This is a genomic window from [Empedobacter] haloabium (assembly GCA_008011715.2).
Taxonomy (GTDB): domain Bacteria; phylum Pseudomonadota; class Gammaproteobacteria; order Burkholderiales; family Burkholderiaceae_D; genus Rugamonas; species Rugamonas haloabia.
In genome coordinates, this window is record CP136508.1 from 4,107,731 (window position 1) to 4,120,958 (window position 13,228).

Annotated in this window: 14 protein-coding genes; 8 read left to right on the top strand and 6 right to left on the bottom strand. The window is 68.0% G+C overall.

Annotation, left to right across the window (positions count from 1 at the left end):
• Positions 1-38 precede the first annotated feature (38 nt).
• Complete coding sequence (locus tag E7V67_017905; GenBank protein WUR11567.1) at positions 39-2,048, top strand: ATP-binding cassette domain-containing protein; 2,010 nt, start codon at positions 39-41, stop codon at positions 2,046-2,048.
• Positions 2,049-2,162: 114 nt separating this feature from the next.
• Here E7V67_017905 and E7V67_017910 read toward each other — a convergent pair whose 3' ends face one another.
• A complete protein-coding gene (locus tag E7V67_017910; GenBank protein ID WUR11568.1) occupies positions 2,163-2,669 on the bottom strand; it encodes a chemotaxis protein CheW in 507 nt (168 codons plus the stop codon).
• Positions 2,670-2,831: 162 nt separating this feature from the next.
• On the opposite strand from E7V67_017910, the gene E7V67_017915 reads away from it, so the two are divergent.
• Positions 2,832-3,911, top strand: coding sequence for a CaiB/BaiF CoA-transferase family protein (locus tag E7V67_017915; protein ID WUR11569.1), 1,080 nt, complete (start codon positions 2,832-2,834; stop codon positions 3,909-3,911).
• On the opposite strand, the gene E7V67_017920 is transcribed toward E7V67_017915, so the two are convergent.
• Both E7V67_017920 and E7V67_017925 read right to left on the bottom strand, forming a co-directional pair.
• Positions 3,901-5,757, bottom strand: coding sequence for a flagellar assembly protein A (locus E7V67_017920; GenBank protein ID WUR11570.1), 1,857 nt, complete (start codon positions 5,755-5,757; stop codon positions 3,901-3,903). The two genes, E7V67_017915 and E7V67_017920, sit on opposite strands and share 11 nt — an antisense overlap.
• A 227-nt stretch (positions 5,758-5,984) precedes the next feature.
• Positions 5,985-6,293, bottom strand: coding sequence for a hypothetical protein (locus E7V67_017925; GenBank protein WUR11571.1), 309 nt, complete (start codon positions 6,291-6,293; stop codon positions 5,985-5,987).
• 263 nt (positions 6,294-6,556) lie between these two features.
• On the opposite strand from E7V67_017925, the gene ompR reads away from it, so the two are divergent.
• The 6 genes from ompR to E7V67_017955 all read left to right on the top strand — a co-directional run bounded on the left by ompR (position 6,557) and on the right by E7V67_017955 (position 11,725).
• Positions 6,557-7,324 (top strand): two-component system response regulator OmpR, encoded by a 768-nt coding sequence (gene ompR / locus E7V67_017930; protein WUR11572.1) that lies wholly within the window; start codon positions 6,557-6,559, stop codon positions 7,322-7,324.
• Positions 7,325-7,331: 7 nt separating this feature from the next.
• Positions 7,332-8,690: an ATP-binding protein gene (locus E7V67_017935; GenBank protein ID WUR11573.1), complete on the top strand. Its 1,359-nt coding sequence runs from the start codon at positions 7,332-7,334 to the stop codon at positions 8,688-8,690.
• Positions 8,691-8,794: 104 nt separating this feature from the next.
• Positions 8,795-9,280, top strand: a complete 486-nt coding sequence (locus E7V67_017940; protein WUR11574.1) for a VOC family protein — start codon at positions 8,795-8,797, stop codon at positions 9,278-9,280.
• A gap of 10 nt (positions 9,281-9,290) precedes the next feature.
• Complete coding sequence (locus tag E7V67_017945) at positions 9,291-9,707, top strand: YciI family protein (protein WUR11575.1); 417 nt, start codon at positions 9,291-9,293, stop codon at positions 9,705-9,707.
• Positions 9,708-9,737: 30 nt separating this feature from the next.
• Complete coding sequence (locus E7V67_017950; GenBank protein ID WUR11576.1) at positions 9,738-10,448, top strand: YciI family protein; 711 nt, start codon at positions 9,738-9,740, stop codon at positions 10,446-10,448.
• The gene (locus E7V67_017955) at positions 10,445-11,725 is read left to right on the top strand and encodes an RNA polymerase sigma factor (GenBank protein WUR11577.1); all 1,281 of its coding nucleotides are present in this window, start codon (positions 10,445-10,447) and stop codon (positions 11,723-11,725) included. The genes E7V67_017950 and E7V67_017955 overlap by 4 nt, the downstream gene beginning before the upstream one ends.
• 176 nt (positions 11,726-11,901) lie before the next feature.
• On the opposite strand, the gene E7V67_017960 is transcribed toward E7V67_017955, so the two are convergent.
• The 3 genes from E7V67_017960 to E7V67_017970 all read right to left on the bottom strand — a co-directional run bounded on the left by E7V67_017960 (position 11,902) and on the right by E7V67_017970 (position 13,223).
• Complete coding sequence (locus E7V67_017960) at positions 11,902-12,336, bottom strand: GFA family protein (protein WUR11578.1); 435 nt, start codon at positions 12,334-12,336, stop codon at positions 11,902-11,904.
• Between the two features lies 1 nt (position 12,337).
• On the bottom strand, positions 12,338-12,799 hold the full coding sequence (locus E7V67_017965) for an Imm26 family immunity protein (protein ID WUR11579.1): 462 nt from the start codon (positions 12,797-12,799) through the stop codon (positions 12,338-12,340).
• Between the two features lie 112 nt (positions 12,800-12,911).
• A complete protein-coding gene (locus E7V67_017970) occupies positions 12,912-13,223 on the bottom strand; it encodes a hypothetical protein (GenBank protein ID WUR11580.1) in 312 nt (103 codons plus the stop codon).
• Positions 13,224-13,228 lie beyond the last annotated feature (5 nt).

A 13,228-nucleotide genomic window follows, 5' to 3' on the forward strand; every position in this document is an offset into this window, starting at 1 on the left:
GGCTTTACTGCCGACAGACGACCAACTGAAGCTCTGAAATGATCCGTTTTAACCAAGTCAGCCTGATGCGCGGCGTGAAGCCGCTGCTGGAAAACGTCGACCTGACGCTGAACCCCGGCGACAAGATCGGCCTGATCGGCGCCAACGGCGCCGGCAAATCCAGCCTGTTCGCGATGCTGCGCAACGAGCTGCACCCGGACCAGGGCGATATCGACTTCCCCGCCAAGTGGCGCATGGCCTACGTGGCGCAGGAAACCCCGCCGCTGGAGCGTGCCGCGCTCGATTACGCGATCGACGGCGACGTCAATCTGCGCCGCCTGCAGGCCGAACTGGCGCGCCTGGAAGCGCTGCCGGAATCGGAGCAGAACTCCAACGAGAACGGCATCGCCATCGGCGAGGTGTACAGCGCGCTGGCCGATGCAGACGCCTACACGGTGCAGTCACGCGGCGAGCAGCTGCTGCTGGGCCTGGGCTTCACGCTGGACCAGATGCAGCAGCCGGTGGCCAGCTTCTCGGGCGGCTGGCGCATGCGCCTGAACCTGGCGCAGGCGCTGATGTGCCCTTCCGACCTCTTGCTGCTGGACGAACCGACCAACCACCTGGACCTGGACGCGATCATCTGGCTGGAAGACTGGCTGAAACGCTACACCGGCACCTTGATCATCATCTCGCACGACCGCGATTTCCTCGACGAGATCGTCAACGTGATCGTCCACATCGACGAGCGCAAGCTGAAACGCTACTCGGGCAACTACTCCAGCTTCGAGCGCCAGCGCGCCGCGCAGATGGTGCTGATGGCCGGCGCCGCCGAGAAGCAGGCGCGCAAGAAGGCGCACCTGGAGTCCTTCATCGAGCGCTTCAAGGCCAAGGCATCGAAAGCCCGCCAGGCCCAGAGCCGCATGAAGGCGCTGGCCAAGATGGAGGAACTGGCGCCGCTGCGCGCGGCCGCCGAGTTCTCGTTCGAGTTCCGCGAGCCCGTCAGCGCACCGAATCCGCTGCTGGTGATGGAAGACGTCGATTGCGGCTACCGCAGCGAAGACCCGGTCACGTACGCGACCAGCGTCAAGACGATCGTCCATGGCGTCAATTTCAGCCTGCAGACAGGCCAGCGTATCGGCCTCTTGGGCGTGAACGGCGCCGGCAAGTCGACGCTGATCAAGACCATCGCCGGCGACCTGACGCCGCTCGAAGGCACGGCCACCACCGGCAAGGGCCTGATCATCGGCTACTTCGCCCAGCACCAGGTGGAGATGCTGCGCCATGACGAGTCGCCCTTGTGGCACCTGCAGAAGATCGCGCCGACGGTGCGCGAACAGGAGCTGCGCAACTTCCTGGGCGGCTTCAACTTCCCGGGCACGATGGTCACCAGCCCGATCGCCCCGTTCTCGGGCGGCGAGAAGGCGCGTCTGGCGCTGGCCCTGATCGTGTGGCAGCGCCCGAATCTGCTGCTGCTGGACGAACCGACCAACCACCTGGACCTGGAAACGCGCGAGGCGCTGACGGAAGCGCTGGCCCAGTTCGAGGGCACGCTGGTTGTGGTCTCGCACGATCGGCACCTGCTGCGCGCCACGACGGATCAGTTCATCATCGTCGCCGACGGCAAGCTGCAGCCGTTCGACGGCGACCTGGACGACTACAAGGACTGGCTGTTCCAGACCAAGCTGGGCAAAGGCACGGACGTGCTGCCGGCGGCGGGCAAGGACAACAAGACCGCGTATCCGTCCACCTCGCCGGTGGCGCCGCCGCCGGCAGCGGCGAACGTCGAGAAACGCGACAAGCGGCTCGAGGCGGAAGCACGCCAGCGGCTGTCCGCGCAACGCAAGCCGATCGAAAACAAGATCAAGAAGCTCGAGGAGCAGATCGCCAAGCGCAACGCCCAGAAGGCGGACGTGGATGCGCAGCTGCTCGAGCCGAGCATCTATGACGCGGCCAACAAGCCGAAGCTGAAAACGCTGCTGGCGGACCAGGCGTTCTATACCAAGGATCTGGAACAGCTGGAAGGTGAATGGCTGGCGTTGCAGGAGCAGCTCGAAGCGTTGGTGGCTTGATGCCGTCGGGGTCTGGCCCTGCACAGGGACGACCCCGAAGTCTGCCAGCATCCCGCAAACCTGGCGCCAAACTTCAGGGTCAGTCCCCAAGGGGACGGACCCTAGCGGCAGACCCTATGCGGCATGCCGCGTCCCCTCTCCCACGCGCCGGATCGCCATCAGCTTGTCGATATCGACGACGATCAGCCGCCGGTCCCCTGTTTCTCCCAATCCCAGCAGGTAATCCACGTCTTGCGCGCCCGCGCGCAGGTACGGGAACGGCTTGATCTGGCCGGGCGCCAGGCTGACGATGTCCGTCACGCCGTCCGTCACCATGCCCATCACACATGTCGACAGTTGCAGGATGATGACGTCCGTGCCCGGATCGTGCCTGGGCGGCCGCGGGCCGAAGGCGATGCGCATGTCCACGATCGGCATGATCACGCCGCGCGACACGGCCACGCCCTGGACGATCTCGCCGTCCGCCGCGAAGCGCTCCAGCGCCGTCAAAGGCCGCAGCTCGCGCACGTTGGCGTAATCGAGCGCATATTCGAGGCCGCCCAGGCGGAAAGTCAGGTACTGCCGCGGTTCGGTATGCGGACCGCCACGGTGGGCGGGCAAGGTGGGGTTCGACAATGACACGATGTTCCTCCTTCAGGCAGGGTCCGGGCCTGGCAAGGACATCCTAACCGTCGGTGCCGCTTACACGTTGACCCTGCTCAAGCCGCGCGAGCGCGCAACCGGCTTTGACAGCGGCGCCACGCGGGGTTACTGTCGGGTGTCCAGTCCACCAGGAGTTTGTCCATGACGAACAGCGCTCCCCTTGCCGGCATCCGCGTACTCGACCTGACCCGCCTGTTGCCGGGCCCCGTGGCCACCTTGCGCCTGGCCGAGATGGGCGCGGACGTGCTGAAGATCGAGGACCCGGACGGCGGCGACTACGCGCGCGCGCTCGGGCCGGTGCGCAACGAGGTGTCGCAGCTGTTCGTCGCCGTCAACCGCGGCAAACATCTGCAGCGGCTGGACCTGAAGGACGAAGCCGGACGCGCCGCGCTGCTCGATCTCGTCGCCACGGCCGACGTGCTGGTCGAAAGCTTCCGGCCCGGCGTGATGGACCGCCTCGGCCTGGGCTGGCCGGTGCTGAAGGCGCGCAATCCACGCCTCGTCATGTGCGCCATCAGCGGTTATGGCGCGAGCGGGCCGTTCGCCGGGCGCGCCGGACATGACATCAACTACATCGGCTATGCCGGCATGCTGGCGCAGAACGCCACGCCGGACGGCCGCCCCGTGCTGCCGAACCTGCAGGTGGGCGACCTGCTGGGCGGCGCGCAGGCCGCGCTGCAGGGCATCCTGGCCGCGCTGGTGGCGGTGCAGCGCGGCGGCGCCGGCAGCTTCGTGGACGTGTCGATGACGGACGCGGTGTTCGCCCACAACATCATGCCGCTGGTCGCGCACAACGACGGCACGGCCGCCGCGCCGGGACGGGGCCTGCTGACGGGCGGGGTGCCCTGCTATAACGTCTACCGCACCCGCGACGGCCGCCACATGGCGGTGGGCGCGCTGGAGCTCAAATTCTGGCAGGCCTGCTGCGCCGTGCTGGAACGGCCGGACCTGGCCGCGCGGCACTGGCAGCTGGGACAGCAAGTGGGTGGCGCCGATGCGCTGGCGGTGCGGGCGGAACTGGATGCCTCGTTCGCCAGGCGCACGCAGGCCGAGTGGACGGCGCTGTTCGACCCGGTGGACTGCTGCGTGAGCCCCGTGCTGGAGACGGCCGAGGCGCTGGCCCATCCGCTGTTCCGGGCGCGCGGCATGGTGCGTCGCGAAGATCATCCGACCGAGGGGCCGTACGTGGCGGCGGGCGCGCCGTTGCGCTTCATTCCGTGACAGGCGCCCCGGCGAGCGTCTCGGGCGTCCAGTCGAGCGAGCCGGAACTGCCGCCGCCGACGGCCGCGCGCGCGTGCGCCTGCGCGCGCAGGCTGCTGCGCACGTCCTTGGCCGGCAGGTCGTAGGGCACGCCCCGGTCCGGATCGTAAGGCAGCGCGCGCACCACGGTGTCGCCCACCAGCAGCCTGACCTTGCAGCTGGCCGCGCCACCGAGAGCCTCCCTGTCGCGCGCGGCAGCCTGCGCCTGCTCGCGCATCGAGGCCTGCTGGGCGCTCGCCTGGCGCGCCGCCAGCGACAGCTGGGCGATCTCCTGCAGCACCGGCGCCACCGCCGCGGCAATGCGCCGGTAGGCCTGCAGCTGGGCGGCATTGAGCGCCACCTCGCGCCGCTGCAGGCGCGGCGCCAGCGCCAGGTAGGTGCGCACGTCGTGGCGCCGTGTCAGCTCGGCCACGGCCTCCAGGTGGCGCCGCGCCAGGCGGCCGAAGGCTTCGGCGCGCTCGTGGCGGTCGGCGATGAGGGCGTCCAGCCGCGCCGTGTCCGGCAGCAGCGCGAACAGTGTCATCTCGTTGTGCTGGCGCGGCCCGGCGCTGTCGATGACGATGCTGCGCGCGGCGATCGCGCAGCCGCTCGCACTGCCGATGACCACTTCATCGGCCATGATCTCGCAGTTGGTGGCCTGGCCGATGCGCACCTTGGTGCCGGTGATGATGCAGCTTTGCGCGCGCCCCACGCTCACCTCTCCCGCACGGGTCTGCAGCACGGCGTTCTCCGCCACGCCGCCGACCCTGATCGCGCCCTCGACGCTGCTCGCCGCACCGCCCATCAGGTTGCGGCGCAAGGTGATCGTGCCGCCGCGCGAGACGATCCGGCCGAACACGTCGCCATGGATCGTAATGCCGGCCCCTTCGACCAGGCGGTTTTCCTGCACCTCGCCGAACTCCTCGTACTCGCCGGCCAGCTGCAGGTTGCCCGTGGTGCGCACGCTGACGCCCTCGCGGCTGACGATCTTCGGCCCGATGGCGATACGGCCGCTCTTGCGGTCGACGTTGACGAAGCCCTGCACGGCGGCGACCAGCCAGTCGGTGCCGTCCAGGTGCTCGATGACGGTGCCGGTGCCGGCCACGCCGACCAGCTCCACGTCCTTCGGCACGGGCGGTTCGATCCAGGCGCCGGACAGCTCGACACCGCGCCGGCCCGGCGTGCGCGGTACCTTGCGCAGCAGCCGTGTGCGCGCGGCCACCTGCGGGAAACGGTTCTGGAACGTATGCAGGTCGAGTTTGCCGTTGGCGAGCTCGCGCGGCGCGTTCGAGCGGCGCAGCGCCGTGGTCGCCTCGACGATGGCGGCGTCCTGGCCCGGCACGGCATCGCGCCGCCGGGCCACCACGCAGCGCAGTGGCTTGCGGCTGGCGATCCCCGCGCGCACGACGGCGGCGTCAATGCCGCAGCGCACGCCCTTGTGCCACATGTCGGCGACGAATTCTTCGAACGTCAGCATGGCCGCTTGCGGCCCTTCGGGCGTGTCGACGAACACCGGTTCGAACACATAGGTGGCTTCGCCGTGGGCGATACGGATGGATTTATACAGGGCGCGGCGGCTGGACGGGAATGGCGCGATGCTGACGGCGAAACGGATGGGCGGATCGTCGGGCTGGCCCGGCTCGGCGTCGTACAGCTGGTGCTGGAGCTGCTCGTAGTCGAGGCCGGCGAAGCAGGCGCCGGACAGTGCCTGCGTGACCGCTGCCTGGCGCTCCAGGCTGGTGCTGGCGGGGTGGAAGGCGACGCCGTCGGGGGCGACGACAAGGGCGTTGGTGGCCGCTAACGCGTCGCAGGATTGCAGATGTCCCAAGATGTGCCTCCCGACTGATGGATTATTCCGTCAGGAAAGTTTAGGGTAGTTCGGGGTGCGTGGTTTTGCTCTAAGGCAAAGCATCAAGGCTTGGGGACTGTCCCTTCGGGACTGTCCCCGGTTTTTTTCGGCGGCGTTGAGGTATCGATAAAAACCGGGGTCAGTCCCCTGATACCACCGCCGACTGGGTTACGAGCCATCACTTACCGGGGACAGACCCCAAGCAATTACCGCCGCGGGGTCAGCGAGTAGACTTCCTGGCCCGCCTCGTTGATCTGGCGGCGCAGGTCGCGCCGCTCGTCGGCCGTCATCCGGCTCATGCGGCGGTTCATCTCGGCATTGTTGGCGTTTTCCTGCATGATGCGGCGCTGCTCTTCCGCGCGTGCTTCGAACGCGCGCTGGTCGGCCGCGTCGCCCCAGCGGCTGTCGCGGAAATCGCGCCGGCTCTGCTGGTTCTGCTGGCCGCGGTCGTCGCGCCGTGGCGGGCCGTCGCCGGGATTCGCGCTGGCCGGCAGCGCACAGGTGAGCAAAACCATGGCCGCCAGCCAACCGGCGGCATGCGTACGCGTTGCCGCGCCGTCAGCCTTGCTCCGATTGTGTGCCCGCTTGCTCATGCTGTGCCCTTTTCCCTTGGTCTGGTAAGCTGTACCCGATGGACAAAGTGTATGCCCCTTTCCCGGGCAGGGTAAGAGGGTTCGGGTAAAGAATGTAACACTTTGTAATGGGTGGTCGTCCCGGCGCCTCGTCGCGCATTATGACGTTACCATAGCGACATGGTTCTGACAATTCCGACAGCCTTATGACAACCACATCCACCGAATCCGGCAACACTCCCGCAACTGGCAATGGCCACCAGGCCAAGATCATGGTAGTGGACGACGACGTCCGCCTGCGCGACCTGCTGCGCCGCTACCTGACCGAACAAGGCTTCAACGTCTTCACCGCCGAAAACGCCACGGCGATGAACAAGCTGTGGCTGCGCGAGCGCTACGACCTGCTCGTGCTGGACCTGATGCTGCCCGGCGAGGACGGCCTGTCGATCTGCCGCCGCCTGCGCGGCGCCGGCGACCAGACCCCGATCATCATGCTGACCGCCAAGGGCGAGGACGTGGACCGCATCGTCGGCCTGGAAATGGGCGCGGACGACTACCTGCCCAAGCCGTTCAACCCGCGCGAGCTGGTGGCCCGCATCGGCGCCGTGCTGCGCCGCAAGGCGCCGGACGAGATCCCGGGCGCCCCATCGGAAACCCCGCAGACCTTCGAATTCGGCCAGTTCGTGCTCGACCTGGGCACGCGCACCCTGAAGAAGAACGGCGAGACGGTGCCGCTGACCACCGGCGAGTTCTCGGTACTGAAAGTATTCGCCCGCCATGCGCGCCAGCCGCTGTCGCGCGAGAAACTGATGGAACTGGCGCGCGGCCGCGAATACGAGGTATTCGACCGCAGCCTGGACGTGCAGATCTCGCGCCTGCGCAAGCTGATCGAACCCGATCCGTCCAGCCCGCTCTACATCCAGACCGTCTGGGGCCTGGGCTACGTCTTCATCCCGGAGGGACAGCCGCGCTGAGCCCCGCATGAAGCGTCCTTCGCTCAGCCGCCTGAGGAATGGCCTCAGGAGCGGTTTGTTCTGGCGTACTTTCCTGCTGCTGGGAGTGCTGACGACCCTGTCGATGGCCTCCTGGATCGGCATGATCAGCTTCGTCCAGCGCGAGCCGCAGGCCCAGCAGCTGGCGGCCCAGGTCATCTCGGTCGTCACCATCACCCGTGCCGCGCTGACGCACTCGGCGCCCGAGTTGCGCACGGAGCTGCTGTTCGAGCTGGTCTCGAATGAAGGCATCCGCGTGTTCCTGCTGGAAGAGGACGACGAAGTCGACCCGCCACCGGACAATGCGCTGATGCCGGACATCGAAAAGCTCGTCAAGGCCAAGCTCGGCAAGGACACGCGCTTCTCGGCCCGCGTCAACGGCATGCGCGGCTTCTGGGTCAGTTTCCGCATTGACGACGACTCGTACTGGCTGATGCTGGAACGCGAGCGCATCACGGGCCTGACGGGCATCCAGTGGCTGGGCTGGGCCGGCGTCGTCTCGCTGGTCTCGCTGATCGGTGCCGCCGTGCTGTCGAGCCTGATCAATGCGCCGCTGCGCCGCCTGACGGTCGCCACCCGCGCCATCGCCCAGGGCCGGCGGCCCGACCCGCTGCCGGAGAAGGGGCCGAAGGAAATCCGGCTGGCCAACCGCAGCTTCAACCAGATGGTGGACGACCTGCAGCAGGTCGAATCGGACCGCGCGGTGCTGCTGGCAGGCATCTCGCACGACCTGCGCACGCCCCTCACCCGGATGCAGCTGGAAGTGGAGATGGCCGACCTGAGCCCGGACGCGCGCGCCGGCATGCAGTCCGATATCGCCCAGATGGACGCGATCATCGCCCAGTTCCTCGACTTCGCCAAGCCGACCGAGACGGCCACCTTCGTCAACGTGGACGTCAGTGCCATGCTGCGCGAAGTGGCGCACGAGGTGGCCCGGCTGCCGGACGTGCGCGTGGCCACCGACATCGCGCCGGACGCCCACGTGCTGGGTAACGGTACCGACCTGAAGCGGGTGATCCACAACCTGATCGAGAACGCGCGGCGCTACGGCAAGACGCCGGGCACCGACGTGGCCGAGATCGACATCCGCTGCACTGCCCGCGGCACGCATGGGTCGAAGAAAGTCGTCCTCGACGTGCAGGATCATGGCGTGGGCGTGCCGGCCGAGCGCATCGGCGAACTGCTGAGGCCGTTCACGCGGCTCGACTCGGCCCGCGGCCAGGCCAATGGCGCCGGGCTGGGCCTGGCGATCGTCGAACGGGTGCTGCAGCGCCACCGTGCACAGTTCCAATTGAGCAACCGCGAGGGCGGCGGACTGCTGATTCATATCGAAATAGACGCCTTGTAGCGATAAAAATTTTTTTTCGTCCTGTCGATTTGCCATTGCGTCGTTCGTCGTCGAAGATGAGAGCTGCACCGCGGCTCTGTTCCCTCACCCAAAGGAGACTGATGATGAACGACAACAAAATGCCCAACGTCACCCATTCGCTGACCCCGCATCTGGTCTGCCGCAACGCGGCGGACGCGATCGAGTTCTACCGCAAGGCGTTCGGCGCCGAGGAACTGACGCGCATGCCGGCGCAGGACGGCAGCGGCAAGCTGATGCACGCGATGATCCGCATCGGCGATTCCAACGTCATGCTGTGCGACGAATTTCCGCAATGGGGCAGCCTGGGGCCGCAATCGCTGAACGGCACGCCTGTCACCCTGCACTACAACGTGCCGGACGTGGACGCCGCGTTCCAGCGCGCCCTCGACGCGGGCGCGAAGACCAAGATGCCCGTCACCGACATGTTCTGGGGCGACCGCTACGGCGTGCTGACCGATCCGTTCGGCCACGACTGGTCGCTGGCCACCCACATCCGCGACGTCAGCGTGGAGGAAGCCCTGGAGGCCTCCAAGCACCAGATGTGCGATCCCGCCGCCACCCAGCAATAAGGAGAGCGCCATGCGTTTCATGATCATCGTGAAGGCCAGCGCCGATTCGGAAGCAGGCAAGATGCCATCCACCGAACTGCTCGAGGCCATGGGCAAGTACAACGAGGAACTCGTCAACGCCGGCGTGCTGCTGGCCGGCGAAGGGCTGCACCCCTCCTCGCGCGGCGCGCGCGTGCGCTTCCACGGCGGCGAGCGCACCGTCATCGACGGGCCCTTCCAGGAAACGAAAGAGCTGATTGCGGGATTCTGGCTGATTCAGGTAAAGTCGATGGACGAAGCCATCGAATGGGTCAAGCGCGCGCCCATGCTGGACGGCGACGAGATCGAGATCCGCCGCGTGTTCGAGGCGGAGGATTTCGGCGCCGAGCTGACACCCGAACTGCGCGAACAGGAGGAGCGCCTGCGCGAGCGGGTCGCCGCGGCCTGATACGAGGCCGACAAACGACAGGAGGATGGGATGCGATTCATGGTGATACGGCGTGCCGGCGGGGGCTCGGAAACCGCCGGCTTTCCATCGCCCCAGCTGGCCGGTGCGGTACCGGCCGGCCGCTGGTTGCATCCCAGCGCACGCGGCTTCCGGCTGCACTGCCGCGGCGGTACCTGGTCGATCGAGGAAGGGCCTTTCCCCGAGGACGAGCTGGTGGCCGGCTTCGCGCTGATCGACATGCCGTCGCGCGAGGCGGCGCTGGACTGGGCACGCGCCTGGCCGCGCGCGGATGGCGAAGGCGACGTGGAGCTGGAAGTACGGCTGGCCGGCTGCCCCGGCGAATGCGCCGGCTTCGACACGGGCGCCGTGCCGCATCTGACACCATGGGTCGTGCTGCTCAAGTCGGACGCGGCCGCCGAGGCGGACTTCGCGCCGCCGCCGGCGGTAATCGACCGGATGAACGCGCACAACGCGGCGGCCGTGCAGGCCGGCGTGGCGCTGGCGGGCGAAGGCCTGCGCGCCACGGCGCAAGGTGCGCGGATGCGCTTCAGGAAGGGCGCCGCGCGCCCGGCCGTCATCGACGGTCCGTTCACCGAAATCAAGGAGCTGGTCGCCGGCTACTGGCTGATCCAGACCGCCACGCGGCAGCAAGCGATCGACTGGGTGCAGGCGTATCCGTTCCCCTGCCTGCCCGACCTGACCGTCGAGCTGCGCGAACTGGCCCTGCCCGCGCACGCATGAGCGACGCCGTCCGCCGCGCCGTCGAGGCGGTGTGGCGCATCGAATCGGCCCGCATCGTGGCGGTGCTGACGCGCATGCTGCGCGACGTCGGCCTGGCGGAGGAGATGGCGCAGGAAGCGCTGGTCAGCGCGCTGGAAACATGGCCCACGGCCGGCACGCCGGACAATCCGGCCGCGTGGCTGATGACGGCCGCCAAGCACCGCGCGCTCGACTGGCTGCGCCACCGCAAGCTGGAGCAGGAGCGCGAACCGGCGCTGACCTACGAGATCGAAGGTCTGCTGCAGGACGCGGCGCCCGACCTGGACCGGGCGGTGGAAGACAAGATCGGCGATGACCTGCTGCGCCTGGTCTTCATCGCCTGCCATCCGGTGCTGCCGACCGAGGGCCGGGTCGCGCTGACGCTGCGCCTGCTGGGCGGCCTGACGACCGACGAAATCGCCCGCGCCTTCCTGGTGCCCGAACCCACCGTGGCGCAGCGCATCGTGCGCGCCAAGCGCACGCTGGCCGAGGCGCGCGTGCCGTTCGAGGTGCCGGTCGGGCACGAACTGGTGCAGCGGCTGGCTTCCGTGCTGCAGGTCGTCTACCTGATCTACAACGAGGGTTACGCGGCCAGCGCGGGCGCCGACTGGATGCGCCCTGCCCTGTGCGACGAGGCGCTGCGGCTGGGCCGCATCCTGGCCGGTCTGGCGCCGCACGAGCCCGAGGTGCATGGCCTGGTGGCGCTGATGGAAATCCAGTCCTCGCGCGCGCGCGCCCGCACCGATGCGCAGGGTGCCCCGGTGCTGCTGCTCGAACAGGATCGCGCGCGCTGGGACCAGCTGCTGATCCGGCGCGGGCTGGCGGCCCTGGAGCGGGCCGACACACTGTGCCGCGAGCGCGGCCGCGCGCTCGGCCCGTACGCGCTGCAGGCCGCCATCGCCGCCTGCCACGCCCGCGCGCGCAAGGCGGCGGACACGGACTGGCCCCGCATCGCCGCGCTGTACGACGCACTGGCCCAGCTGGCGCCATCGCCCGTGGTCGAGCTCAACCGCGCGGTCGCGCTGGCGATGGCGTTCGGGCCGCAAGCGGGCCTGGAACTGGTGGACAGCCTGGTCGACGAACCCGCGCTGCGCCACTACCACCTGCTGCCCAGCGTGCGCGGCGACCTGCTGCACAAGCTGGGCCGGCTGGACGAGGCCAGGCTGGAATTCGAACGGGCCGCCGCGCTGACGCGCAATGAGCGCGAGCGCACCTTGCTGCTGGAGCGGGCGGGAGGCAGCTCCAGTAGATCGAGGTGACGCAGTTTTTGGCGGATGGTACCCGCAGCAGCCGCTCCGCTGGGGTCTGTCCCCGCTAAGCGATAGCCCGGATCAAAGTTGGCGGCGTGACCAGGGGACTGACCCCGGTTTTCATCGCAAACCATCCGGAGCCGACAGAAATGCGGCGGAGCGGCAGCCGCCGAATAAAACCGGGGTCAGTCCCTTGCAGGGACAGACCCCGAGCCCTGCAACGTCCCTTCCTTGCGCGTGCGCACATAGCGCGGCAAGGTATCGGCCAGCTTCAGCCAGCGCACGTGGCTCTGCATGAAGATGTGGTCGCCCGGCGGCACCAGCTCCGGATCGTCCAGGCTGGCGGTGGTGATGTCCAGCTCGTCGGGCCAGCGCTCGTCCTCGAACGCCAGCTGGGTGCCGCAGTCGGCGCAGAAGCGGCGCGAGATGCCGGGGCTGGAATGGTAGGTGGCCGGCTTGCCCATCGTGTAGCGCAGGCCGGCGCGCTTGACGGAGAACCAGGCCACGGCCGGGGCGCCGGTGGCGCGGCGGCACATCGAGCAATGGCACAGCGTGCTGTTGAACGGCGTTTCCGTCACCAGGTAGCGCACCGCGCCGCAGAAGCAGCCGCCCTGCATCATGTCAATGCTCCAGTAATTTGGTCAGCAGCAGCTCGGTCGAGCCGTAGCCGTACAACGAATCGCTTTCCAGCCCTTCCGTTTCGTACGGCACCGACACTTCCCGCTCGGGCTTGGCCGGATCGTCCGCGTAAGTGGCCTGCCAGGCGCGCTTCAAGGTGTCGGAACGGCGGATGAAGACCGGCACCGGCCAGTCGTTGCGGTCGAAGCGCTCGGCATCGCCCAGCACCGGCCAGCGGCCGTTGGCCAGCGCCATGTCGCCGGTGCGGATGGCCTTGAGCGCGTCGCGTGCCGTCAGCTGCTGCACTTCGGCCAGGGTCGGCATCGCCGGCCGCTTCGGGCCGAACAGGTAGGCCAGCATGATCTTGCCCTGCGGCGACATGCGGGCGACAAGCCCGGCCGCGTACCCGCCGTTCATCAGCGGTACGGCAAACCAGCTTCCTTCATGATAAGGCTGTAACTTCATATATCCCTTTATTGGTGGAGAACGCCCCTCGCGGCGACCTCCTTTCAACGTGCGTTATTGGTCTGTTCGCACTTGCTTGCTGCGTGCCGATGGTTCCGGCAATAAAGCCTTATTACTCTACATCCTCGCCATAGCGGTATTGCGCGGCGATCGGGCCGGCCTTGAACAGCGCGTCGCGCAACGCCTTGTCCAGCTTGCTGTCGCGGCGCCGCGCCCATTCCAGCAGCATGGCCACCTGCTTGCGGGCCATGTCGCGCTGGCTGGACAGCACCAGCTTCAGTTCCGGGTCGGTGCAGGCTTCGGCCCGCTGGTTCAGCACGTCCAGCTCGCCCAGCTTGTCGATCAGGGCGGTCAGGCCACGATGCATGTCCAGCACCTGGGCGTTCAGGTTGTCGCGCGGTTCGACGACGTGTTCCTGCGTCATGACGC